At 52.6% G+C, this 23,450-nt stretch carries 24 protein-coding genes; 9 read left to right on the forward strand and 15 right to left on the reverse strand.

The features are described from left to right. Position 1 precedes the first annotated feature (1 nt). From pgmB to pspA, 13 genes are all read right to left on the reverse strand, one after another. Positions 2-679 (reverse strand): beta-phosphoglucomutase, encoded by a 678-nt coding sequence (pgmB, locus tag K5E19_RS04830; RefSeq protein WP_221550231.1) that lies wholly within the window; start codon positions 677-679, stop codon positions 2-4. Then, positions 669-2,951: a glycoside hydrolase family 65 protein gene (locus tag K5E19_RS04835; protein ID WP_221550232.1), complete on the reverse strand. Its 2,283-nt coding sequence runs from the start codon at positions 2,949-2,951 to the stop codon at positions 669-671. Before K5E19_RS04835 ends, pgmB begins: the two co-directional genes overlap by 11 nt. Beyond that, positions 2,945-4,003, reverse strand: a complete 1,059-nt coding sequence (locus K5E19_RS04840) for a Gfo/Idh/MocA family protein (RefSeq protein ID WP_221550233.1) — start codon at positions 4,001-4,003, stop codon at positions 2,945-2,947. The genes K5E19_RS04835 and K5E19_RS04840 overlap by 7 nt, the downstream gene beginning before the upstream one ends. An 11-nt stretch (positions 4,004-4,014) precedes the next feature. After that, positions 4,015-4,803, reverse strand: a complete 789-nt coding sequence (locus K5E19_RS04845) for a sugar phosphate isomerase/epimerase (protein ID WP_221550234.1) — start codon at positions 4,801-4,803, stop codon at positions 4,015-4,017. Between the two features lie 17 nt (positions 4,804-4,820). After that, on the reverse strand, positions 4,821-5,873 hold the full coding sequence (locus tag K5E19_RS04850) for a zinc-binding alcohol dehydrogenase (protein WP_221550235.1): 1,053 nt from the start codon (positions 5,871-5,873) through the stop codon (positions 4,821-4,823). Between the two features lie 28 nt (positions 5,874-5,901). Beyond that, positions 5,902-6,744, reverse strand: coding sequence for a carbohydrate ABC transporter permease (locus K5E19_RS04855; protein WP_120158286.1), 843 nt, complete (start codon positions 6,742-6,744; stop codon positions 5,902-5,904). Then, entirely contained in the window at positions 6,731-7,612 is an 882-nt protein-coding gene (locus K5E19_RS04860; RefSeq protein WP_221550236.1) for a carbohydrate ABC transporter permease, read from the reverse strand. Before K5E19_RS04860 ends, K5E19_RS04855 begins: the two co-directional genes overlap by 14 nt. 21 nt (positions 7,613-7,633) lie before the next feature. Beyond that, positions 7,634-8,926, reverse strand: coding sequence for an ABC transporter substrate-binding protein (locus K5E19_RS04865; protein WP_221550237.1), 1,293 nt, complete (start codon positions 8,924-8,926; stop codon positions 7,634-7,636). A 14-nt stretch (positions 8,927-8,940) separates the two neighbouring features. Next, entirely contained in the window at positions 8,941-10,638 is a 1,698-nt protein-coding gene (locus K5E19_RS04870; protein WP_260411643.1) for a sugar phosphorylase, read from the reverse strand. A 199-nt stretch (positions 10,639-10,837) separates the two neighbouring features. Next, the gene (gene pspD, locus K5E19_RS04875) at positions 10,838-11,059 is read right to left on the reverse strand and encodes a phage shock protein PspD (RefSeq protein ID WP_010431696.1); all 222 of its coding nucleotides are present in this window, start codon (positions 11,057-11,059) and stop codon (positions 10,838-10,840) included. Positions 11,060-11,071: 12 nt separating this feature from the next. Continuing rightward, positions 11,072-11,431: an envelope stress response membrane protein PspC gene (pspC, locus tag K5E19_RS04880; protein ID WP_216356680.1), complete on the reverse strand. Its 360-nt coding sequence runs from the start codon at positions 11,429-11,431 to the stop codon at positions 11,072-11,074. Further along, a complete protein-coding gene (gene pspB, locus K5E19_RS04885) occupies positions 11,431-11,655 on the reverse strand; it encodes an envelope stress response membrane protein PspB (protein ID WP_221550239.1) in 225 nt (74 codons plus the stop codon). The genes pspC and pspB overlap by 1 nt, the downstream gene beginning before the upstream one ends. Positions 11,656-11,704: 49 nt before the next feature. Further along, a complete protein-coding gene (gene pspA, locus K5E19_RS04890) occupies positions 11,705-12,373 on the reverse strand; it encodes a phage shock protein PspA (RefSeq protein ID WP_221550240.1) in 669 nt (222 codons plus the stop codon). A gap of 166 nt (positions 12,374-12,539) precedes the next feature. Here pspA and pspF point away from each other — a divergent pair, with 166 nt between their 5' ends. The 7 genes from pspF (at position 12,540) to K5E19_RS04925 (ending at position 20,007) form a co-directional block, all read left to right on the forward strand. After that, on the forward strand, positions 12,540-13,517 hold the full coding sequence (gene pspF, locus K5E19_RS04895; RefSeq protein WP_260411644.1) for a phage shock protein operon transcriptional activator: 978 nt from the start codon (positions 12,540-12,542) through the stop codon (positions 13,515-13,517). Positions 13,518-13,605: 88 nt separating this feature from the next. Beyond that, the gene (sapA, locus tag K5E19_RS04900) at positions 13,606-15,246 is read left to right on the forward strand and encodes an ABC transporter substrate-binding protein SapA (RefSeq protein ID WP_221550242.1); all 1,641 of its coding nucleotides are present in this window, start codon (positions 13,606-13,608) and stop codon (positions 15,244-15,246) included. Then, positions 15,243-16,208 carry a putrescine export ABC transporter permease SapB gene (gene sapB / locus K5E19_RS04905; protein ID WP_010431704.1) on the forward strand — a complete coding sequence of 322 codons (966 nt, stop codon included), beginning with the start codon at positions 15,243-15,245 and terminating at the stop codon, positions 16,206-16,208. The genes sapA and sapB overlap by 4 nt, the downstream gene beginning before the upstream one ends. Further along, on the forward strand, positions 16,195-17,085 hold the full coding sequence (sapC, locus tag K5E19_RS04910) for a putrescine export ABC transporter permease SapC (protein WP_089600639.1): 891 nt from the start codon (positions 16,195-16,197) through the stop codon (positions 17,083-17,085). The genes sapB and sapC overlap by 14 nt, the downstream gene beginning before the upstream one ends. Continuing rightward, a complete protein-coding gene (gene sapD, locus K5E19_RS04915) occupies positions 17,085-18,077 on the forward strand; it encodes a putrescine export ABC transporter ATP-binding protein SapD (protein ID WP_221550243.1) in 993 nt (330 codons plus the stop codon). The genes sapC and sapD overlap by 1 nt, the downstream gene beginning before the upstream one ends. A 1-nt stretch (position 18,078) precedes the next feature. After that, positions 18,079-18,885: a putrescine export ABC transporter ATP-binding protein SapF gene (gene sapF / locus K5E19_RS04920; protein WP_221550244.1), complete on the forward strand. Its 807-nt coding sequence runs from the start codon at positions 18,079-18,081 to the stop codon at positions 18,883-18,885. Positions 18,886-19,065: 180 nt separating this feature from the next. Continuing rightward, positions 19,066-20,007 carry an ATP-grasp fold amidoligase family protein gene (locus K5E19_RS04925; RefSeq protein ID WP_221550245.1) on the forward strand — a complete coding sequence of 314 codons (942 nt, stop codon included), beginning with the start codon at positions 19,066-19,068 and terminating at the stop codon, positions 20,005-20,007. On the opposite strand, the gene K5E19_RS04930 is transcribed toward K5E19_RS04925, so the two are convergent. Both K5E19_RS04930 and K5E19_RS04935 read right to left on the reverse strand, forming a co-directional pair. After that, positions 19,988-21,052 carry an ATP-binding protein gene (locus K5E19_RS04930; protein WP_221550246.1) on the reverse strand — a complete coding sequence of 355 codons (1,065 nt, stop codon included), beginning with the start codon at positions 21,050-21,052 and terminating at the stop codon, positions 19,988-19,990. The two genes, K5E19_RS04925 and K5E19_RS04930, sit on opposite strands and share 20 nt — an antisense overlap. After that, positions 21,049-21,753, reverse strand: a complete 705-nt coding sequence (locus K5E19_RS04935; protein ID WP_221550247.1) for a response regulator — start codon at positions 21,751-21,753, stop codon at positions 21,049-21,051. Before K5E19_RS04935 ends, K5E19_RS04930 begins: the two co-directional genes overlap by 4 nt. Before the next feature lie 273 nt (positions 21,754-22,026). Between K5E19_RS04935 and K5E19_RS04940 the strand changes: the two genes are divergently transcribed. Next, positions 22,027-22,413 carry a transporter gene (locus K5E19_RS04940; protein WP_221550248.1) on the forward strand — a complete coding sequence of 129 codons (387 nt, stop codon included), beginning with the start codon at positions 22,027-22,029 and terminating at the stop codon, positions 22,411-22,413. A gap of 123 nt (positions 22,414-22,536) precedes the next feature. After that, entirely contained in the window at positions 22,537-23,448 is a 912-nt protein-coding gene (locus tag K5E19_RS04945; protein WP_409334597.1) for an ABC transporter six-transmembrane domain-containing protein, read from the forward strand. Positions 23,449-23,450: the final 2 nt, after the last annotated feature.

Consider the following 23,450-nt stretch of genomic DNA (forward strand, 5'->3'; position numbering starts at 1 on the left):
ATTAATTCCTTATCAATACCGTCCGGGACGCCCAGAAATCCGTCAGGCATTTCCAGGTCAGTTCCCGCGTTGAATGAAGTTGTAATTCCGCATGGTCCAGGCCAGGTCCAATCCCAACCGACAGCATTCCCGCCGCATTGATCGCTTCAACGCCAGCCGCCGCATCTTCGATACCGATGGCCTCTTCCGGGCGTACATTCAGCCCTGCGCAGGCGGCGAGGAAAATTTCCGGGTCAGGTTTTGAGCAGGTAATACGCGAAGCATCTGCACAAAAATCGAAAGCCTTATGAATGCCCAACGCCCGTAATATGCCGGGAGCGTTGAGGGAAACAGAGGCCAACCCAATTTTGACATTCGCCGCGCGAATATCCGCCAGCACTTCGCGGATACCCGGAAGCAGTGAATCTTGCGTCAGCGAGGCCAGGGACTGGACATAGATCTCGTTTTTCTTCCCGGCAAGCGCGAGGCGCTGCTTGTCGTCAAACGTCCCCTCTTTTCCGCCGTGTTGAAGGATCCGTTGCAGAGAATCCATGCGGCTAATTCCCTTAAGCTGCTCGTTAAACGCTTCGTCGATGGTGATGCCAATCTCCCCTGCCACGGTACGCCAGGCCAGGAAATGCAGATGTGCGGTGTCGGTGATCACGCCATCCAAATCGAATACAACAGCGTTAAGCGTCATAGCGCCCCTCCGTGGTAGCGGTCCCATTAATGGACGCAAGAAAATCCTTACGTGCAAAGATCTGCTGCCCCGATACGTTAAGGGTTTTACTCCAGAGCGTTAACGTGACGGGTGCAGAGGTTTCGACGGTCAACGCATCATTTTCAAATGAGAAATGCATTCGCGCGTTTCGCCACCGCAGTGGGAAGCTCAGCATTCGCCAGTGGACAGGCAGTTTCGGCGCGAGGTGAAGTTCCCCTTCCACAATCTGCAACCCGGCAAAACCCTGAATCACACCCGACCAGATGGCACCGGTCGCGGCGGCGTGAATACCCTCATCGCTGCTGTGCGGATCGTCCCCCAGGTCGATGGCGACGCCGTCACGCCACAAGACATATGCCCCTTCAGTGTCGCCGCAACGCGCGGTCACAATCCCGTGAATGGCCTTGCTCAGCGAAGAGTCATGTATGGTGCGTGGCTCGTAGAAAGCCAGGTTTGCAGCGCACTGTTGTGTGGTAAACCTTTCCGGCAGCAGGTAGTTAAGCATCACCACATCGGCCTGCTTGAGGATCTGCATCTCATTCACTTCAGCGCGAGAGTAATCAAGCAAAATGGTTTGCTTACCGGCTTTGGCTTTATAGCGACTCAGATCGATAGCCGGTTTCGCCATGAAGGTATCGTCCTGAGGAAGGACACCTTCGGCATTTGCTTCCGGAAGCCATAAGCGCGTCAGAAAACGGGTGGCATTCGCCATGAAAGCGGCATCGTCACGACCAAACATCGTCATAAACTGGCGGGCACAGGCGACGTTATGCCAGGCCAGATAGTTGGTGTAAGCGTTGTTGTTCACGTGTTCCGTGTATTCGTCCGGCCCGATCACATCATGGATTTCCAGACGACCGTTGGCTTCGACGGCACGCCCCATCCAGAACGTTGCCGTCTCGATCAGTAACGTCAAACCTTCATTGCGCATAAAGGCGTCATCCCGTGTCGCCTGCCAGTAAGCGACAACGGCCCACGCGATATCCGCCACAATGTGGTGTTCGGCCAGCGCAGAGGCCACTTTCTGACGAGTGCCCGTACGGATGTTGATTGCCGCAAATTCCGGCGTCTCTTCCTGACCACTCGCGGCGCTTTCCCACGGGAACAGCGCGCCTGGCCAACCGTTACGACGCGCTTTTTCACGTGCTCCGGACAGGTTAAGCCAGCGATATCGCAGCAGGTTGCGGGCAATCTGTGGACGGGTGAAAAGATGGAAAGGCAGCAAGAAAATTTCGGTATCCCAGAAGATGTGGCCTTTGTACCCTTCCCCGGTCAAACCTTTGGCGGCGATACTGCTTCGCTCATCATGCGCAGGCGTCATGGTTGTCAGGTGCCAGACGGCATAATCAAGCGCCATCTGATCCTGTTTGTCCGTGGATGCCACCTCAACCCGCGCGTCGCGCCAGACGTTTTCCCAGGCACGCGCGGAGTGCTCAAGCAGCGATGCATAACCTTTTGCCGCACACACTTTGAGATCGGCCAGCGCATTACGCGCATAGGTTTCCTGCGAGAGCGTTTTGTCCTTGCGGTGAGTGATCCATACCAGCTTTTCCAGTGTGACAGTGTCACCTAATGGAAGCGTCAGCGAATGGTGCGCCATGATGCGGCGATTTTTTGCGCTAAAGCAGCTGTCGCTGCCAGTCGATGTCAGACGGCAGCTTGTGGAGATTACCACCTCTGCAGCGCGATCCTGGGTTTCATAGACGCCCTGCAGATATTGCTGGTCAAAGACTCTGACTGATACTTCATCCAGATGCTGTCTGCCGCTGTTGGTTTGGGTCGCATCAATGCCTGTTTTCAACACCACCTGCGATGCAGCATCCAGCGGCGTGATCGACAGTTGCATTGCCACCAGAGGCAGCTGAGCAAGTGACACAAAGCGACGGCTATCCAGACGATAGCGCTTCCCATCGGGCGCGCGCCAGAGAACCGTGCGACGCAGTTCGCCGTTGGCAAAATCCAGCTCGCGCTGCCAGCTCAGGATCTCACCTGACAGGAGGGTAAAATTCACGCCATCCAGTTCAACTTCGATACCGGTGATATCCGGCAGGTTGATCAGTTCAGTGGTCTCGTTCCGACCTGCACGATGATACAGTCCCGCCAGATACATTCCTCTGGTTTGCTGGGTATAGTCTTCCTCATGCGCAGCGCGAATGCCCATATAGCCATTGCCGCATGCCATAATAGACGCGAATTTGTTCAGGCTGTGAGGACAAAAGCCCGGATCGGTTAATACAGACACGTTCAGCATAACGTCACGCTTTCCCCTGTTTCTGCTGATTCATAGAGCGCGGCAACAAGCTGCTGGATAACCAGCCCCTGCTCCGCATCAGCAATCATGACCGGCTCTCCCTGCACATGACGAACAAAGGCGTCCATACTGCGCAAATGCCGTTGGTCGTCAGCCTCTTCACGCTGCGTGAGGGTCTGTAATACCCCGGCCTCGTCAGTGTAAATGTGTGCCGGGAACAGCGTTGCCCCGGCCTTTTCACCGCAGAATGAGACATTCATGATCGACTGCTCGCGAATATTCAGGGCAAAGGAGGTATCCAGACGCAGGATGCCGCCGTTGCAGAATTCAATTGTGCCGAACAGCGCATCTTCGACCGTAAACTGAGCCGGATCCCACTCACCAAACTGGCCACTGTTTTTCCGGTTACCCAGCCGCTGGAAACTGTGCGCCGTGACCTTTTTTACAGCCGGGAACCCCAGTACATACATGGCGGCATCCAGCATATGAATGCCGATATCGATCAACGGTCCGCCACCCTGCAACGATTTGTTCGTAAAAACGCCCCAGCCCGGCACACCGCATCGACGCAGCGCCTGCGCCGTCGTGAAGTAGACCTCACCCAGAACACCATTCAACACGGCCTCACGCAGCAACTGCGTATCCTGTGCAAACCGGTGGTGAAAATCATACGCCAACACTTTGCCTGCCTTCCGTGCAGCGATACGCATCCGATCGGCCTGCTGCGGCGTCATGGCGGGCGGCTTTTCACACATGACATGGCATCCGGTTTCAAGCGCCGCCATAACATGCTCAAAGTGAAACCGGTTAGGCGAACAAACGCTCACCACATCCGGTCTGACCGTCTCCAGCATGGTTCGCACGTCCTGCCATTCAGACGGGATCCCATGACGTTCCGCAAACGCCTGTGCCTGTTCAGGGCGGCTGTCCATGACAGCCACCATCTGAACATCACTGCGTGTGGCGTAATACGAGGCATGAACTTTGTCCGCGACCTGTCCGGCGCCAATGATGGCGACGCGCAGAGGCGAAGATGTTGAAGCACTCATCACGCATGTCATCCTTAGCATTCACGCAAATAAGTGAGCGAATCCTGATAAGCCTGCGCAGGATTGTCAGCACGAACACGACACTCATACACCACGTAACCCTGATAATCGTCAGCACGCAGCTGATCGAACAGGCTGGCAAAATCGAGGCCGCCACTGCCCGGCTGGTAGCGGTGGTTATCTGCAATGTGCACATGACCCAGCAGATCGCGGTTCTGATGCAGCGCATCCGTTAGTGAGTCTTCTTCGATGTTCATATGATAGAAATCACCGATGATCTGCACGTGCTTGAGCGCATTTTCCTCGATGTAACGGCGCGCATCCGCCAGGGTGTTGATCATGTGGTCCTGATAGCGGTTCAGCGGCTCCAGGTATACCGTCGTCCCGGTGCGTGCTGCCACTTCATCCAGCCAGCGCAGCGAAGCACTGACTGCTTTGCGGTCACCGTCCAGGCTGCGTGGAGAGGTCATCGGCGGCAGACGGAAGGTAAACATGCCCCAGGCCGCTGGGACGATAATGCCCTTTCCGCCCACTTCTGCCAGCGCTTCCAGGATACGTTCAATCTGCTGCAAACCGTTAAGACGGCGTTCTTCGATAAAGTCGCCGATCCAGCCATCGTATCCGCCGCAGGCCGTTGTCACCGGCAGGCCAGTCGCTTTGATAGCCGCTTTGACCTCATCAAGGTTGTCTACCAGCAGTCGGCCATCAATTTCGTAGCCATCAAAACCCATCGCTTTGATGTACTCGAATTTTGCCATGATATTGGTCGGGAAAAAGGCCTGGTTTTGTGTTGCAATCTTCATTGCTTGCTCTCCTTAGCTTAAAAAGTGACGCCCATTTTGATGCTCAGTTCAGGGTGCTGATCGACATATTTCATGTAGCTCTCAGCGCTGGTGGTGAAGGTGACAACCGGGTCGATCAGATCCTCGCAATTGAGATAACCGTTCATCAGCAATTCCCAGCAGGTCTCTTCAATACGCTTGCGGCTCCAGCGCGGGTAATCCGGGTTCGGTTCACTGCAGGCGCGGGAGAAGACAATTTTCGCGTTGTTGAAATGCGCTTCGCGACCGAGGTTGAATCCTGCCGCAAACGGCTTGGCGAACGCCACGTAAGAGATGGTTCCGCCGTAAGCGAGACCGCGCAGTGCAGATTGCAGTGCATCGGCAAAGCCACTGGTTTCAATGATCACATCCGCGCCCTGCTTACCGGTCAGCTTTTTGATTTCAAGACCGACATCAGTACCGATTGGGTTCAGGCAGTGGTCTGCGCCATGACGGCGAGCAATCTCACAGCGATGTTCGATAGGATCGACACCGATGACCACTGACGCGCCGGCTTTCTTCGCCAGCTGAATCGCGATCTGTCCAATCGCACCCAGCCCGACAACAACCACAAAATCACCCACGCGGACATTGGCATCACGCACACCGCTCATGGCGAATTGCGCCGGATCGTAGCAAACGGCATTTTTCCAGGACGAACCCTTCGGCATTTTGCGCAGCTTGTAGTTGTTAACCGCGTTAACGATGACCGTTTCCTGCAATGGGCCGTAGCAGCAGACGCTGTCGCCAATCTGGTATTCCGTCACGTCAGCCCCGCATTCGATGATGTCGCCGACGATCATGTTCCCCAGCTGGAATTTACCGAATTCGATACCGCGGGCCGCGTCCTCTTCACGTGGCGTGAACATCTGCCACTCGGCGTTGAACTCTTCATCGATAAACGGGCTTGCCGCGCGGAAATCCACCACTTCGGTACCGTGTTTCGGGGCACCAAAGCGCGCGCGGATCTTCACTTCGTGAACGGCAACAGGACGATCTTCATATTCCACCAACGCCGCCACACGAGGCGCTGTCGCAACTAACTTTTTCATGACTTACTCCTTGTTAAAATTGGCCGCCTCAGCCCTTCACGCCACCGGCGGTCAAACCACTTTTAATGAAACGTTCAGACAGCGCGTACATGATGACCACAGGCAGTGCCGTCACCAGCGATGCCGCCATCATGCGACCCCAGATGTAATCTGGCGTGCTAAAGAGCGTGTTCAGCCCGACCGGCAAGGTGAAATTGCTGGCGCTGGACAGGAAAATGGAGGCAAACAGATAGTCGTTCCACGCCACCATGAAGCAGTAGACAAACACCGACACCAGACCGGAAATTGCAAGCGGCACGGTGATGCGGAAGATGATTTGCAGGCGGTTAAGGCCGTCCATCATCGCGGCTTCTTCTATCTCATCCGGAATGGTGTCGAAGTAACTGCGCAGCATGAATACCGCCGTCGGCAGCGTCTGGGTCACCATGGTGATAATTAGCGCCAATTCGGTATCGTAGATCCCGAGTGCAGTGATGATTTTGAACAGCGGCACCACCAGCAAAATCCCGGAGAACATGTAGACGGTGTAAAAACTCGCATTGATCGTCGTGCGTCCTTTAAAACGCAGTTTGGACAAGGCGTAGGCACCCAATGTACCGAGAAACACCGCAATCACTGATGAGGTCAGCGACACCACCATGCTGTTGCGGAAGTAATCCACAAACGGGAAGATCAGTGGGTTAAAGATGTCGACGTAATGCTGCAACGTCCACTCCTGCGGCAAAATCGTCGGATGCAGCGAGATCGCCTCTTTTGCGCTTTTAAACGACGTCATCAGCATCACGAAGAACGGGAACAGCGTGATGATGAGGAACACCGCCAGCCCCAGATAAAAACCAATACGACCCAGCACGCGTTTATTTGTTGCCATTGAGGTTTACCCTTTTTCTGGTCAGCAGAATGACGGCGAAGATGATCACGAACAGCACCACGGAAATAGCGGCGGCTTTACCCAGATCGTTGAAGGCAAAGGCCGTTTTATAGAGATAGACGCCCAAAATATCGACCTTCGTTGTCAGCAGATAGACATCCGCAAACATGTAGAACATCCAGATGGTTCGCAGCGTGACCACCGTTGCCAGGACCGGCATGATGGCGGGCAGCGTGACGATGCGAAAACGCTGCCAGGCATTGGCACCATCCATTTCCGCTGCTTCGTATAACGACTTATCAATGGTCTGCAAAATGGCCAGGAACGAGATGAACGCGTACGGGAAGTAGCGCCAGATGGCAAACAGCACCACCAGCACAAAACTGCTGCCGGGGTTGTCAAACCACAGCGGTGCCTGGTCATACAGATGCAGCAGGTCAACACCCAAATAGTTCACAATGCCGTAGCCGTTGTTGAACATGTACTTCCAGGCAAACACCAGCGAAATTGACGGCGTTACGTACGATAAAATCACCAGTGAACGTGCCGTTTTGCGCAGACGAAATTCGCGGTTAAAGAAGATGGCGACGGCCAGCCCTAACCCCGTACTGCCCATGACGACCAGCGCGGTGTACCAGAACGTCATCCACAGAGAGTGCCAGAATGCAGCATCGCTCAGAATACGGATGTAGTTATCCAGCCCAACAAACACGGCATCGATGCGCGGGTTGAGCGGCAAGCGTAATAAACTGATTTCAATGTTGGAAATCATCGGCCAGGCCACAAGGCCCCCCAGCAAAATCAGGCTGGGGGCCAACAGCAGCATGGCGAAAGGCATATCTGAACGACCAGAAAACAACGTCTTCATAATTCCCTTCGCAAAGCGCTCCTATCGTTGTGAAATCAGGTCAGTCAGTCGCTTCTGGCTATTGCTTAACGTTGCACTGAGATCTTGTTGACCAACCGTGACGTTATGCACCATAGAACTGATAATGCCGGAACCCGTGACATCGCCCATGCGGGTGAAGTTTTTGTCACCCACGGCACCAAACACCTGCACGTTCGGGAACTGCGCGATCAGCTCGTAAGGCAGTTGCCCAAACGCTTTGATCACATCGTTGTTTTTCCAGGTTTCCGTGCCCACGACCAGTTTGTTCACAGGCAACGCCGCGCCAGGCGACATCATTACCCAGTCTGTCGCGTTCTGAGCCTGCTCCATCCAGGTGACAAATTTCTCTGCCGCTTTGGTTTCCTCTTCGGTTTGGCCTGTGGTGATCGTCAGTGATGTGATCATGCCGTAGACAGCAGAGGATTTTTCAGTCGGGACCACAAAGCCCAGGTTAGCGGGATTGCCGTCTTTGAAGACCGCCGGAAGGATGTAGGTGGAGTAAACGGCCATCGGCGCAGAGCCGTTCATAAAGGCATCTTTGATCTCCATGACATCGTTTGACCCAGGCATGGTGGTTGCCGCCAGCGCTTTATAAAAGGCCAGCGCTTTCGTCATCTCAGGCGTATCAATCTCCACGTCACCTTTCGCATTGAAGACGTTTGCACCACCGGAAAGAGCAAACTGGGAGAACGCCTGTTCCGTCATCACGCTTTCTGCCGTTGGCAACGCAATGCCATAGTGTTTCCTGGCCGGATCGTTAAGTTTCTGGCTGGCTTGCAGCAGCTGCTCCCAGTTATGCGGCTCTTCAATGCCCGCAGCCGCCAGAACATCTTTGTGATACCAGACGCCGGACAGCCAGGCACTGACAGGCACGCCGGTCCACGCCGTGCCGTCCTCAGTACGAACGACGCGAAGAATGCCGTCGTAGAAGGTGTTTTCGCCTACGGCTTTAATCGCTTCACCGATCGCGTCCCGGTCCAGTAGCTGCTCTTTGTCCATCACCTTTGCGTAGTCATGACTGACTTCGATCACTTCCGGCAATGCGCCGGTACGGGCCAGAGTGATAACCTTGGTGTTGTAGGCATCCTCTTCCACCGGAACCTGTTTCACCGTGATGGTTGGGTTTTCCTTCTCGAATTTCTCAATCAGCTTCGTTATAACGGCCTGGCGCTCCTGCTCCACTGACGAGTGCATAAATTCAATGGTGACGTTCGATGGCTTGTCGTCCTTACATCCTGATAACAGGGCGCACGAAACCAGTGCTGAAATCAGCACAATTTTTGGCATCTTCATTTTTAAGTTCCTTTTTAGTTTTCTTTAATCCACATCACCTGCCATGGATTAAGGGTCAGAGTCGTTCCGCTAATATTCAGTTTCGAAATCAATTCCGTACCGGATACGCCGTCAGAATTCACGGTCTGAATATGTTGGCTAAAGTTAAATAACGCCGTCATACGCTCACCGTTATCGGCCACGCGAATAATTTTAAGAATATGTTCACCGGATGTTTCAAAAATTGCATCGCTGTCTGGATGAAATACCTGCTCTGCTCTGCGAATCGCAATCAATTCGCTTAGCTGTTTAAATATTTTATGACGAATGCCTGTTTTGTTTGAAAGTTCGGAATCAATCTCACTGGCAATGTATTTTTTGCGATTGATTGCACGGTTATATCCGAGTCGCTCAACGCCTTCATAATCATTACGAGAGCCCAGTGCACTTTGAATATAAACGGCAGGCACGCCAGGAAAACTCAATAAGACCGCATGCGCCAGAATAAAGCGTGCAATACGTTCGTCATCAGCAGCGTTTTTTGGGCTTAATGCATCCAGATAGGTAACATTAATTTCATACGGACTTCGCGTTCCGTCAGGGTTATTTTTCCAGTTGACCAGAGCCCCTTCCTGCTGAAGATTTTCCACCAGCGAAAGGATATCGGACTCAGGTAAAATCCCGCGTAACGGATTCAGGCCTATACCATCATGCGAAGCTAAAAAATTGAACCAGGTGGTTTTCGTGGAGGGAAGTTCCAGCGATGAGGCCCACTGGCTCAGGGTACGGACATCCTGACGATGAATCGCATGCAGCACCAACGGCGGTAAAGAGAACTGATACACCATCTGCGCTTCATTTTCACCGTTGCCGAAATAAGAAATGTTGTCTTTGTGCGGAACGTTGGTTTCGGTGATGATGACCGTCCCCGGCGCCACAACCTCAGTAATCGCGCGGAAGAGCTGGATGAGCTGGTGGGTTTGTTCCAGATGGATGCAATGCGTTCCGGGGATTTTCCACATAAAGCCCACGGCATCGAGACGGATGTAACTCGCCCCTTCCATCAGATAATGAAGCAGTACATCCACCATCGCGATTAACACATCCGGCGAAGCAAAGTTCAGATCGATCTGGTCTTCGCTAAAGGTGGTCCACAGGTGACGAATGCTGCCGTCATGAAGCGTAAAAGGCGTCAGAAGCGGTAACGCGCGCGGGCGCGTCACTGCGGATAAATCTGTATCCGGATCGACAGAGATAAAGAAATCTTCATAGCCAGGCGTTTGCTGTAAATAATTTGCAAACCATTGGCTTTTTGCCGACATGTGATTGCACACGTAATCAAACATCAGGCTGGCGGACTGTTTTAATTCAGCAATATCACTCCAGGTTCCCGTTTCTGGTGCCACTTCATGATAATCGATAACAGAAAAACCATCGTCAGAGGACCACGGATAAAAAGGCAGAAGATGGACATGAGAAAAGGAATGAGAAAGCCACTTATTATAAAAACGGGTAAACACCGGCAGCGCGTTCTCCCCTGCTGCCGAAAACTGATCGGCATAGGTAATGAGTACGACATCTTTTTCATCCCAGCCAGATTTACGTTTTTCCGTAATAAGAGAAGCGGCATTACCGATTTTTTCTAATAACACCTTGCGGTGTGTATCAGTAAAGGTTTCCCCGTAAACAAGATCAATGAGTTTATTAATTTTTTCGTTCACATTATTTTCCATGGTAGCGGTCCCACGGATTGCAATCTACTCCCATGAAAAATATCTGTCAACGGACCAGGAAGCATAAAATCGCCCTGACAAAGCAGCACAGAGCAGTAATGTGAGCTACAGCAAAGAAAGAATAAAAAGACGGGGAGGAAGGCAGAAACGCCGCTAGCCCTTCTCTCGAGTGAGAAAGGGCTAACGCAATCAGGAAGGATCAGGAAAAGTATCGGCGAGAGACGCGTTTTGCCAGTTTCTGCAGCATCGGTTCCAGCGCCACGGCAAGCAGCATTCTGACCGGTTTACGGGCAACAGATTTTATCGCCCAGCCCGCCACGCCGGCAGGACCGTAACGCAACGCTGTCAGCAGAACCAGTTTACCTGCGATTTTCAGGCCGGGTTTTACCTTCTGACCGGCCTGTTGCCAGTTCTGTTTCATTAATGTTCTCTCTTAAAGCTGACGAAAACGGCTTCTCAGCGTAAAGGTATCAGAGGTGATATAGCGTTCCATTTCCCGTAGCCGCTTCTCCCCTTCAGCCAGCCGATCATCAACAGCGTTGAGCAGATCGCTACTGGTCGGTGCGCCTTCTGCCGCCAGTTCACCGTCAGGCATGGGGTCAAGTACAAAGGACAGCACGATATAGGCCACCAGGGTAATAAAAGCCAGACCAAAGAAAATCGATAACACCGTCACCACACGAACCAGTTTCACCGGTACATCGAGATAGTGAGCCAGTCCAGCACAAACGCCGCGCACCATACCCTGCTGCGGGATGCGCCATAATTTCTTATTCAGGTTCAGTCCAGACATTAACGCTCCCTCCAGTTCGGATGTTCTGCATCCAGAATAGCTTCCAGCGCCTGAATGCGATCGCGCATCTTATTCGCCTGATCGGTAAGCTGCGCAAGACGTTGTTGCTCACTCTGAGAAAGCTCACCACGCGAAGAACGGTTACTGTAGTGCAGCCATAACCAAATCGGCAGAACGAACAGCACGAAAATGGTCAGGGGAATTGCCAGAAAAAGCGCGCTCATGTGTACTCCTTGTTTTATGATGCGGCACGCTCAGGTGCCGCACGAATTATTACTGGTTGTCTTGCTTCATTTTGGCTTTCAACGCCGCCAGTTGCTCGCTGATTTCGTCGTCGGCTTTCAAATCAGCAAACTGCTGATCCAGCGTTTTCTGCTTACCGATGCTGTGACTTTCCGCTTCCGCTTCCATGTGGTCGATACGGCGTTCGAAAGATTCGAAACGGGCCATCGCTTCGTCCAGCTTACCGCTGTCCAGCTGACGGCGAACGTCACGGGAAGAGCTTGCCGCCTGGTGGCGAAGCGTCAGCGCCTGCTGACGTGCACGGGTTTCGCTGAGTTTATTCTCAAGCTCGCCGATCTCTTTTTTCATACGAGAGAGCGTGTCATCTACCAGCGTCACTTCGTGTTCGAGCGCAGTAACGACATCAGACAACTTCTGTTTTTCAATCAGCGCGGCACGAGCGAGGTCTTCTTTATCTTTACGTAACGCCAGTTCGGCTTTTTCCTGCCATTCGTTGAGCTGGGCGGTCGCCTGCTCAATGCGGCGCGTGAGCTGCTTTTTCTCAGCCAGCGCACGAGCGGAGGTAGAACGCACTTCAACCAGCGTGTCTTCCATTTCCTGAATCATCAGACGCACCAGCTTCTGCGGATCTTCCGCTTTCTCAAGCAGCGAGTTGATGTTGGCGTTCACGATGTCGGCAAAACGAGAAAAAATACCCATAATCAAATCCTCATATTTCTGTTATCGGGCGATGCCCTGCTACAGAGATAATACAATTCTCATGCCAACTTTTTATCTCATTGATATCATTAGATGTGATTGATATTTGCGCAGCAAGGCACTATCCTCACCTGGTGAATATCGCTAAGGAGTGGTTAATTTCGTCATGAGTGGATACAAAGACAACTTACTGGGTGAAGCGAACAGTTTTCTTGAAGTTCTTGAACAGGTTTCGCGCCTGGCGCCTCTCAATAAACCGGTGCTGATCATCGGCGAGCGCGGTACGGGCAAGGAACTGATTGCCAACCGTCTCCACTATTTATCCGGCCGCTGGGATGGGCCGTTTATTTCCCTTAACTGTGCGGCGTTGAATGAGAACCTGCTCGACACGGAACTCTTTGGGCATGAAGCGGGGGCGTTTACCGGCGCACAAAAACGCCATCCCGGACGGTTTGAGCGTGCAGATGGCGGCACACTGTTCCTGGATGAACTGGCGACAGCCCCAATGCTGGTTCAGGAAAAGCTGCTGCGCGTCATTGAATATGGCGAACTGGAGCGCGTCGGCGGAAGCCAGCCGCTGCAGGTTAACGTGCGTCTGGTCTGCGCGACCAACGCCAACCTGCCGGAAATGGTGGCGGAAGATAAATTCCGCGCAGACCTGCTCGACAGGCTGGCGTTTGACGTCGTACAACTGCCGCCGCTGCGTGAAAGGCGCAGCGACATCATGCTGCTGGCAGAGCAGTTTGCCATCCAGATGTGCCGTGAGCTGGGTCTGCCACTTTTCCCCGGCTTCAGCGACTACGCCACAGAAACCCTGCTCGGCTACCCGTGGCCGGGGAATATTCGTGAACTGAAAAACGTGGTAGAGCGTTCGGTTTATCGCCACGGCAGCAGCGAAACCGAACTGGACAACATCATTCTCGATCCGTTTAAGCGCAACGCTCAGCCCACCGTTGAGCCTGTCGATAAAACGGACGTGCCGTCTCTGCCGCTCGATTTGCGCCAGTTTCAGCACAAGCAGGAGCAGCAGTTACTGGAACAGAGCCTGCAGCAGGCGAAATATAACCAGAAACAGGCGGCTGAATTGCTGGGTCTGACCTACCATCAATTAAGGGCATTGCTCAAAAAGCATCAAATGCGCTGACATTATCAGCACTTATCCGCAGACATTTTTACGAAGTAGGTGTAAGTGCGATACACTTTGCAGATCGAACCTAAAAACCTTAAAAATTATGCGTCTGGTTTTATCGTCCTTGTTGGCACTCGGTCTGTTCAGCAACCTGGCTGTTGCTGCGCCTGAGCGATCTGCGCTCCCTGATATTCGCGATAGCGGTTTTGTCTATTGCGTCAGCGGGCAAGTTGATACCTTTAACCCGCAGAAAGCGGGTAGCGGCCTGATTGTCGATACGTTGGCCGCGCAGCTGTACGATCGTCTGCTTGATGTTGACCCCTATACCTATCGCCTCGTGCCAGAGCTTGCTGAAAGCTGGGAAGTGCTGGATAACGGCGCAACCTACCGTTTCCGCCTCCGCGATGATGTCGACTTCCAGCGCACGCCATGGTTTACGCCTACCCGCAAACTGAACGCGGATGACGTGGTGTTTACCTTCCAGCGCATCTTTGACCGTAACCATCCGTGGCATAACGTTAACGGCGGAAACTTCCCCTATTTCGACAGTTTGCAGTTTGCCGATACGGTCAAAAGCGTGCGCAAGCTGGATAACCGGACGGTGGAGTTCCGGCTGGTTCGTCCGGATGCCTCTTTCCTCTGGCATCTGGCTACACACTATGCCTCAGTGATGTCGGCGGAGTACGCGGCTAAGCTGACGCAAAAAGATCGCCCGGAACTGCTCGACCGCCAGCCTGTCGGTACAGGTCCGTTCCAGCTGGCAGAGTATCGCGCCGGACAGTTTATTCGCCTGCAGCGTCACGAGCATTTCTGGCGCGGCACGCCGCTGATGCCTCAGGTGGTTGTCGATCTGGGCTCTGGCGGCACGGGACGTCTTTCGAAACTGTTAACCGGTGAGTGCGATGTGCTCGCCTGGCCTGCTGCCAGCCAGTTGACTATTCTTCGTGACGATCCGCGCCTGCGCCTGACATTGCGTCCGGGGATGAACATTGCCTATCTGGCGTTTAACACCGATAAACCGCCGCTGAATAATCCCGCCGTTCGCCACGCGCTGGCGTTAGCGATCAATAACCAGCGTCTGATGCAGTCGATTTACTACGGTACCGCAGAAACGGCGGCTTCTATTTTACCGAGAGCCTCCTGGGCCTACGATGGTGAAGCTAAAATTACGGAATACAATCCGGCGAAAGCGCGCGAGCAGCTCAAGGCTCTGGGAGCGGAAAACCTGACGCTGCAACTCTGGGTGCCAACCAGCTCACAGGCCTGGAACCCAAGCCCGCTCAAAACGGCAGAACTGTTGCAGGCCGATATGGCGCAGGTGGGCGTTAAAGTGATCATCGTCCCTGTCGAAGGTCGTTTCCAGGAGGCTCGCCTGATGGATATGAACCATGATTTGACGCTGGCAGGCTGGTCTACCGACAGTAACGACCCGGACAGCTTCTTCCGCCCGTTGCTCAGCTGCGCCGCGATTAACTCGCAGACTAACTACGCGCACTGGTGTCATCGGGAGTTTGATGCCGTTTTACAAAAAGCACTGGCCTCACAGCAGCTTGCGTCGCGTATTGAAGCCTACGACGAGGCTCAGGATATTCTGGCTCGGGAACTCCCGGTGCTCCCGCTGGCATCATCCCTGCGTTTGCAGGCCTACCGGTACGATATTAAAGGGCTGGTACTGAGTCCGTTTGGCAACGCCTCCTTCGCAGGGGTCACCCGTGAAAAAGAGCAAGAGGTGAAGAAACCATGATTATATTTACCTTGCGCCGTCTGCTGTTGCTGTTGGTTACGCTGTTCTTTTTGACCTTCGTGGGCTTTAGCCTGAGCTATTTCACCCCCCACGCCCCGCTTCAGGGATCGTCACTGTGGGATGCGTGGCTGTTCTGGTTTAACGGCGTACTGCACTGGGACTTCGGGGTTTCCAGCATTAACGGACAGCTGATCTCAGAACAGTTGAAAGAGGTTTTCCCGGCGACCATGGAGCTGTGCATCCTGGCTTTTGGCTTTGCTTTGATGGTGGGCATTCCCGTGGGGATGCTGGCGGGCATTTATCGCAATAAATGGCAGGATAAATTTATCAGCGCAATTGCCCTGCTCGGCTTCTCAATTCCGGTATTTTGGCTGGCACTGCTGCTCACCCTCTTCTTCTCGCTGACGCTAGGCTGGCTGCCGGTTTCCGGGCGATTCGATCTGCTTTACACGGTAAAAACGGTAAGCGGGTTTGCCATCATTGATGCATGGCTTTCCGATTCGGTCTGGCGCGATGAGATGATCATGAGTGCGCTGCGTCATATGGTGCTGCCGGTTCTGACTTTGGCCGTTGCGCCTACTACTGAAGTGATCCGCCTGATGCGCATCAGCACCATCGAGGTGTTCGACCAGAACTACGTCAAAGCTGCCGCCACGCGCGGGCTGTCGCGTCTGACTATTCTGCGTCGCCATGTGCTGCACAATGCGCTGCCGCCGGTTATTCCCCGCCTTGGATTACAATTTTCTACCATGCTGACCCTGGCGATGATCACTGAGATGGTCTTTAGCTGGCCGGGTCTGGGGCGCTGGATGATTAATGCCATTCGCCAGCAGGATTACGCGGCGATCTCCGCCGGTGTGATGGTGATTGGCTCACTGGTGATTATTGTTAACGTTCTTTCCGATATTTTGGGTGCCATGGCCAACCCACTGAAGCATAAGGAATGGTATGCCTTACGATAGCGTATACAGTGAAAAGCGCACGCCCGGTGCGCTACGTACCGTGTGGCGTAAATTCTATGGTGACACCACGGCAATGATCGGCCTTTACGGCTGCGCTGGCCTGGCCTTGCTGTGCGTGTTGGGCTCGTGGTTTGCGCCGTATGGCATCGATCAGCAGTTCCTTGGCTATCAGCTTTTGCCGCCGTCGTGGTCCCGCTATGGTGAAGTCTCCTTCTTCCTCGGGACTGACGATCTCGGACGTGACGTGTTAAGCCGTCTTTTGAGCGGTGCGGCCCCGACGGTGGGCGGTGCGTTTGTGGTTACGCTGGCGGCCACCATCTGCGGCCTGGCGCTGGGTATTTTTGCAGGCTCTACCCACGGCCTGCGTTCGGCGGTGCTGAACCACATTCTGGATACCCTGCTCTCTATTCCGTCTTTGCTGCTTGCCATTATCGTCGTGGCGTTCGCGGGCCCACATCTGTCACACGCGATGTTTGCCGTCTGGCTGGCGATCCTGCCGCGTCTGGTTCGCTCGGTATACAGCCTGGTGCATGACGAACTGGAAAAAGAGTACGTTGTCGCTGCCCGTCTGGACGGCGCGACCACGTTTAATATTTTGTGGTTTGCCGTATTGCCGAACATTGCTGCCGGGCTTGTCACTGAGATCACCCGCGCTCTGTCGATGGCCATCCTGGACATCGCCGCGCTGGGGTTCCTCGATCTGGGGGCGCAACTGCCCTCCCCGGAATGGGGTGCAATGCTCGGCGATGCCCTGGAGCTTATCTATGTCGCGCCGTGGACGGTCATGCTGCCAGGGGCGGCCATTATGGTGAGCGTACTGCTGGTCAACCTGCTGGGCGACGGCATTCGCCGTGCGATTAATGCGGGGGTGGAATAATGCCGTTACTTGATATCCGCAACCTGACAATCGAATTCAAGACCGGTGAAGGCTGGGTGAAGGCCGTGGACCGCATCAGCATAACCCTTGCTGAAGGCGAAATTCGCGGGCTGGTGGGAGAATCTGGCTCCGGTAAGAGCCTGATCGCCAAAGCCATCTGCGGCGTGGCGAAAGACAACTGGCGCGTCACCGCTGACCGCATGCGCTTTGATGATATCGACCTGCTGCGCCTCTCCCCTCGGGAGCGCCGCAAGCTGGTGGGTCATAACGTGTCGATGATTTTCCAGGAGCCGCAATCCTGTCTCGACCCGTCCGAGCGCGTCGGTAAACAACTGATGCAGAACATCCCCGGCTGGACCTATAAAGGACGCTGGTGGCAGCGTTTTGGCTGGCGCAAGCGCCGCGCCATTGAGCTACTGCACCGTGTCGGGATTAAAGATCACAAAGACGCGATGCGCAGCTTCCCTTACGAGCTGACCGATGGCGAATGTCAAAAAGTGATGATTGCCATTGCGCTGGCAAACCAGCCGCGCATGCTGATTGCCGATGAGCCCACAAACGCGATGGAGCCAACAACGCAGGCGCAAATTTTCCGCCTGCTGACGCGTCTTAACCAGAACAATAACACCACCATTTTGCTGATCAGCCATGACCTGCAGATGCTGAGCAAATGGGCGGATAAAATTGACGTGATGTACTGCGGTCAGACGGTCGAAACGGCCGTCAGCGAAGATCTGGTGAATACGCCGCATCATCCATACACCCAGGCACTGATCCGCGCGATACCGGATTTCGGTAGCGCGATGCCGCATAAAAGCCGTCTGAATACCTTGCCGGGTGCCATTCCCCTGCTGGAGTCGTTGCCTATTGGTTGCCGTCTGGGACCGCGTTGCCCCTACGCTCAGCGCAAATGCATTGAGACGCCGCGTCTGACAGGGGCAAAAAGCCACCTGTACGCCTGTCATTTCCCGCTGAACATGGAGAGAGAGTGAAATGGTCGAAACCTTGCTGGAAGTTCGCAACCTGAGTAAGACCTTTCGCTACCGCACAGGGCTCTTTCATCGCCAGACCGTAGAAGCGGTAAAGCCGCTGAGCTTCACGCTGCGCGAGAAACAGACGCTGGCGATCATTGGCGAGAACGGGTCAGGAAAATCCACGCTGGCGAAGATGCTTGCGGGCATGGTCGAACCCACCGATGGCGAAGTGCTGATTGACGATCACCCGCTAAAATTCGGTGACTACTCTTTCCGCAGCCAGCGCATCCGCATGATCTTCCAGGATCCCTCTACTTCTCTCAATCCTCGCCAGCGAATTTCGCAGATCCTGGATTTCCCGCTGCGGTTGAATACCGACCTGGAGCCTGAAGCCCGGCGTAAACGCATCGTTGAAACGCTGCGTTTAGTGGGACTGCTTCCCGATCATGTGAGCTACTACCCGCACATGCTCGCGCCGGGTCAGAAACAACGTCTGGGGCTGGCACGCGCGTTGATTCTGCGTCCAAAGGTGATTATTGCCGACGAAGCCCTTGCCGCGCTGGATATGTCGATGCGTTCGCAGTTAATTAACCTGATGCTGGAATTACAGGAAAAACAGGGTATCTCTTATATCTACGTTACCCAGCATCTTGGCATGATGAAACACATCAGCGACCAGGTCATGGTGATGCACCAGGGTGAAGTAGTCGAACGTGGAAGCACGGCTGATGTGCTGGCCTCCCCGCTGCACGATTTGACGAAACGGCTCATCGCCGGGCATTTCGGTGAAGCATTGACCGCCGATGCGTGGAGAAAAGATCGATAAGCATGAGATAGACGCTCCTGTAGCGGCACTGAACGAAATTGCTCAACTGAATTAAGGATTAAATAGTTAGTATACGCTATTTAATCCTTTGTCTTTTCGTCTCCACTCCTGCTCCATATTTCACACAAAATAAATCAATAGTTCCCCTCCAGAATATCCAGAAATTACGGAGGAGAAGAAATGAATAACGCCACTTACGTTCTCAAATACACTGAATATCTAATAAGAAAATGCCGTTCTTTTTTAATCACAGACCTGCATTTCCATACAACCAGGCTTAAAAAAACCTCAGGAAGAATCCCAAACATTCAATCACCCACTACGTTGAGTGAAAAAATATGTCATCGTCTGGTCTATGACCATAATAACCTCTACACAATGCTCGCCGATAAACTCGCCGTTCGGGCATACGTTTCCTCCAGAACAAAACGAGTGAAAACGGTTCCCCTAATTGGCGTTTATTCCCGGGCGTCGCAGATTGATTTTTCAGCACTCCCTGACAAGTTCGTCCTTAAGTGCAACCATGACAGTGGCAGCACAGTAATATGTACAAACAAAGCGCAATTTAACGATAGGGAAGCGTGTAAAAAACTGAGTCTCGCGTTAAAGAAAAATTTGTACTACACCACGCGCGAATGGCAATACAAAAACATTGCGCCGAGTATACTTTGTGAGCCGCTCATCGATCTCTTCGATGATGCTGACAGGAATATAACGCCCGAAATGCTAAGGATCCATTGCTTTCATGGCGTTGCCCACTATATTGAAGCGGATTTTACGGATGATAACGGCAAAGGTTTTATCAACGTTTATGACAGGCACTGGAACTTACAACCCTTCCAGATGGAATATCCGAATACTTCATCTGATCCATGCGAACCGGTCTTGTTCCGACAGGCATTGTTGGCATCCCAGGAGCTGGCGGCTGGAATTGACTACTGCCGCGTTGACCTTATGCTGAAAAAAGATGAAATCTACTTCAGTGAAATAACCTTAAGCCCAAGACGCGGTAAACTGACAATTACCCCGCAGGAATGGGATGCTAAGTTAGGAAAAATATGGCATTTATCGCGGGCAGGCACATTTGGCCTGCCGCTGAATCTCACGAGTCGGGCCAGGTGAGTTTAAATATCGAATGGTTTTGCGTCGATAAGGTATAGGTAACATCGCCATCATGAGCCAGCATGATGGCTTTTACTACCGACAGGCCCAAACCACAGCCTTCCGGGTTCAAATGTCTGGTGCCATTATCGCGCTGAAAGGGCTGAAATAAAAAATCATGAAACTCCCTGGGGATGCCCGGCCCCCCGTCCTGAATAAGGATATAATTGCCTTTATCAGAAACGCCATTTTTCACGATGAGTTTGCGCGAGGTTGAATAGTGTAAGGCATTGTCAAATAAAACGGTCAGGCACTGATTGATACGTAATGGATCGAATACGCATTGTTGATCTCTCAGTTCTGTATTGACGGTAAATGCCTTACGGTTGAACTCGGGCATGAATGTATCGAGTGCATCCTGTATTGTCCCTTTTAGATCCGTTCTGGACTTATATAAGGTATATCCCGCCCCGCCACCCGAACTGATAACCCGGAGATCTTCAATCAGACGGGTTAACCCTTCCGTCTGCTTGAGAAGATTATTAAACAGAACCGGGTCCGGGGTAAAAACACCGTCAACCAATCCCTGAAGCCGTCCGCGTAAGATCGTGACCGGGGTTCTCAGTTCGTGCGCAATAGCGGCATTCCAGGATTTTCGCTGGATATCCAGCGTCTGTAATTTTTCCGCCATTTCATTGAAATCCGTCACAAGGTGATTGATCTCACCAAGCCGGGAACTGGTACAAAATGCCCGTGCGTCCAAATCGCCCTGAGAAATCTTTTTCAGGCTGGACGCTACTGCGTTAAGCGGGGTCAGTATTCGTGATGAAAGTTTGACCGTGAAAAAGAGTGCAATAATCAGGCTAATCGTTGTCGCGGTCCCAATCCATACCCAGTCCCACATTGTCATCTGCTCGTCATCGCCCGCAACAGCGCCACCCGGGAGATGATCCAGTATAAAGGAGTAAAAAAACCAGGAGCCCAGTATGGCGATGGCAATTATCGTAAACGTCAGCAACAGCATATACGTTAAGATCTGACGGCTCAGGACAGACTCTTTGTTCATTTCTTTTCCCCAAGCCGATAGCCCATGCCTCTGATGCTCTCGGGAACACCGTAAAGGCCAGCAAGCTCTAGTTTTTTACGCAACTTGCTCATGTGGCTGTCAACCGTTCTGTCGAGAGTATCACCTTCCGGCAGACACGCGTTGAGTAACTCTTCACGGGAGCAGACCTTTCGCGGATATCTCACCAGGTAGGTAAGTAATTTAAATTCGGTCGTCGTTAATACCGGGGAGATAGCCTCTTCGCCCACGGTGACTTCCACGTAGAAGTCATCCGGATAGACCGTAATAAATGGCGTTCTCAGCGGCAGGGAACCCGCCTGCTGAAGCGTGGGTTTCGTCCTGCGCAGCACCGCCTCAACCCGTGCGACAATTTCTGAAGGGTTGAAGGGTTTGATCACATAATCATCCGCGCCCAGCCTCAGCCCCATGAGCTTATCGACATCCTGATCAAGAGCGGAAACCATAATGACGGGGACAGAACTTTCCTGACGAAGCGTGGTAAGTACGCTCCAGCCGTCACATACGGGCAGGTGAATGTCCAGCAAGATGAGATCCGGTTTATGGAGGCGATTAAGCGTTATTGCCTGCTCGCCCTGGCTGGCCCTGAGCGTTTTCATTCCCGAGCGCTCTAAGTAGCTCATGAGTATATCGGCGATTTCCTCTTCATCTTCAACGACAAGGATCAGCGTATTTTTGTACATTCTATCTCCGTGGGTGAAATCCCTTTGAGCACGCTATCAGACATCTTTAGCACAATAAGACACAGTCTTCGGGAAAAAGTGCCGTGGTCAAAAAATTTTGCGGGGTGGATTTAAATTCCCGGTTGTTTCTCCACACAGCATACACATTCAGGCAATAAAAACTCGACAATGCCTGTTCAAAATAGCTGTTCAGGCATATGCCATCTTTTCATCGAACGTGACTAAATAATCGTGTCCCTTAAAGACATTCTGAAGTTGGCTGAGATAATGAACATGGAACTCTCTAAATATTTCCACCCTAAAAAAATCGGCATATATTCCCTATTCCTGATGCTGTCCTGGGGATTATTATATATTTGGCTGGTGCTGATACACAGAATGGACGAAAAAGTCGCCTCGACACTACCCTCTTCCCCCATCATTTATGGCTGCATCGCATTGTCGGTTGTCTCTTTGACAATCCAAAATAAAGCTGGCGCGCTGACTGAACTACTTGTCATCGCCTTTTGGCTAATGGTGATTTTTGTTTATCTCATTATTACGTTCACCGTGCTGTTAAACGCGATGCCCGACATCGAAGATCTGATCTTTTATTACGAGTGTTATTTGATCATTTTTTTTGGCGGAACACCGCTGTACCTCATTATGAGAATGATTTGAATCTGAGCTCCACACGTCCTCCACAAACCACCCATTTCCGCTAAACAGGCGTGCGGTAGACTCTCTACCTCATTTTTTTGCACAAAAATAATACACTGAAAAGTCTGACACGACTTACCCATAATGATGAATCGTAATAATAATCTCCGTTCTTCGGAATCTGTCGGTGTGATGCACTCGCTTAAAAAGCTCGCGATACGGTACCGAAAAAAACTGGTTGTCACTTTCTTGCTGGTGGTGGCCGAAAACGTCACTTTTTTACTTTATCCCGTTCTGGCAGGTATCGCGATAAATGCCATCCTTGCAGGTGAGACGCTTAACGCCGCGCTGTATGGCCTGATGGTACTTTGTATGTGGTTCATCGGCGCGGCCAGACGGAGCGTAGACACCCGCACGTTTGCACGCATTTATGCCGGACTCGCGGTATCCGTCGTCCTGACACAACGCAAATATCAGCTAAACCATTCGGCAATCGCCGCCAGGGTAACGCTCTCGCGCGAGTATGTGGATTTCTTTGAAATGCACCTTCCCCTGCTTATTACATCGCTGAGTTCACTTTTAGGTGCTGCAATCATGTTGCTGTTTATTGAATTTTGGGCCGGCGTCATGTGCTTTGCGATTGTACTTATCCTCCTGGGATTTGTCTCCGAATATGCCCGTAAAAATGAATGGCTATTCATGCGCCTGAATAATCGGCTGGAAAAAGAAGTGGATTATGTTCATAAGGCGGGTACGGCCACCCTTCACCGACATTACTCCATGCTTGCGCGTTTACGTATCGCATTATCTGACCGCGAGGCGTGGGGTTATTTGTGGGTTGGCGTACTTGTTGCCGCGCTTTTTACACTGACCATCGTCTGGATGACGCGCTCAACCGGTATCACCGCCGGGCATATTTATTCCGTGATGACCTACATGTGGATGTTTGCGACGAGCCTCGATGACGCACCGCAGCTTCTTGAGAAATTTTCGCAGCTCAGGGACATCGGTAAACGCGTTTCCACTGATGATGAAATTCACGTAACTGGACGTTAATT

The organism is Enterobacter sp. RIT637, assembly GCF_019718755.1.
GTDB lineage: Bacteria > Pseudomonadota > Gammaproteobacteria > Enterobacterales > Enterobacteriaceae > Enterobacter.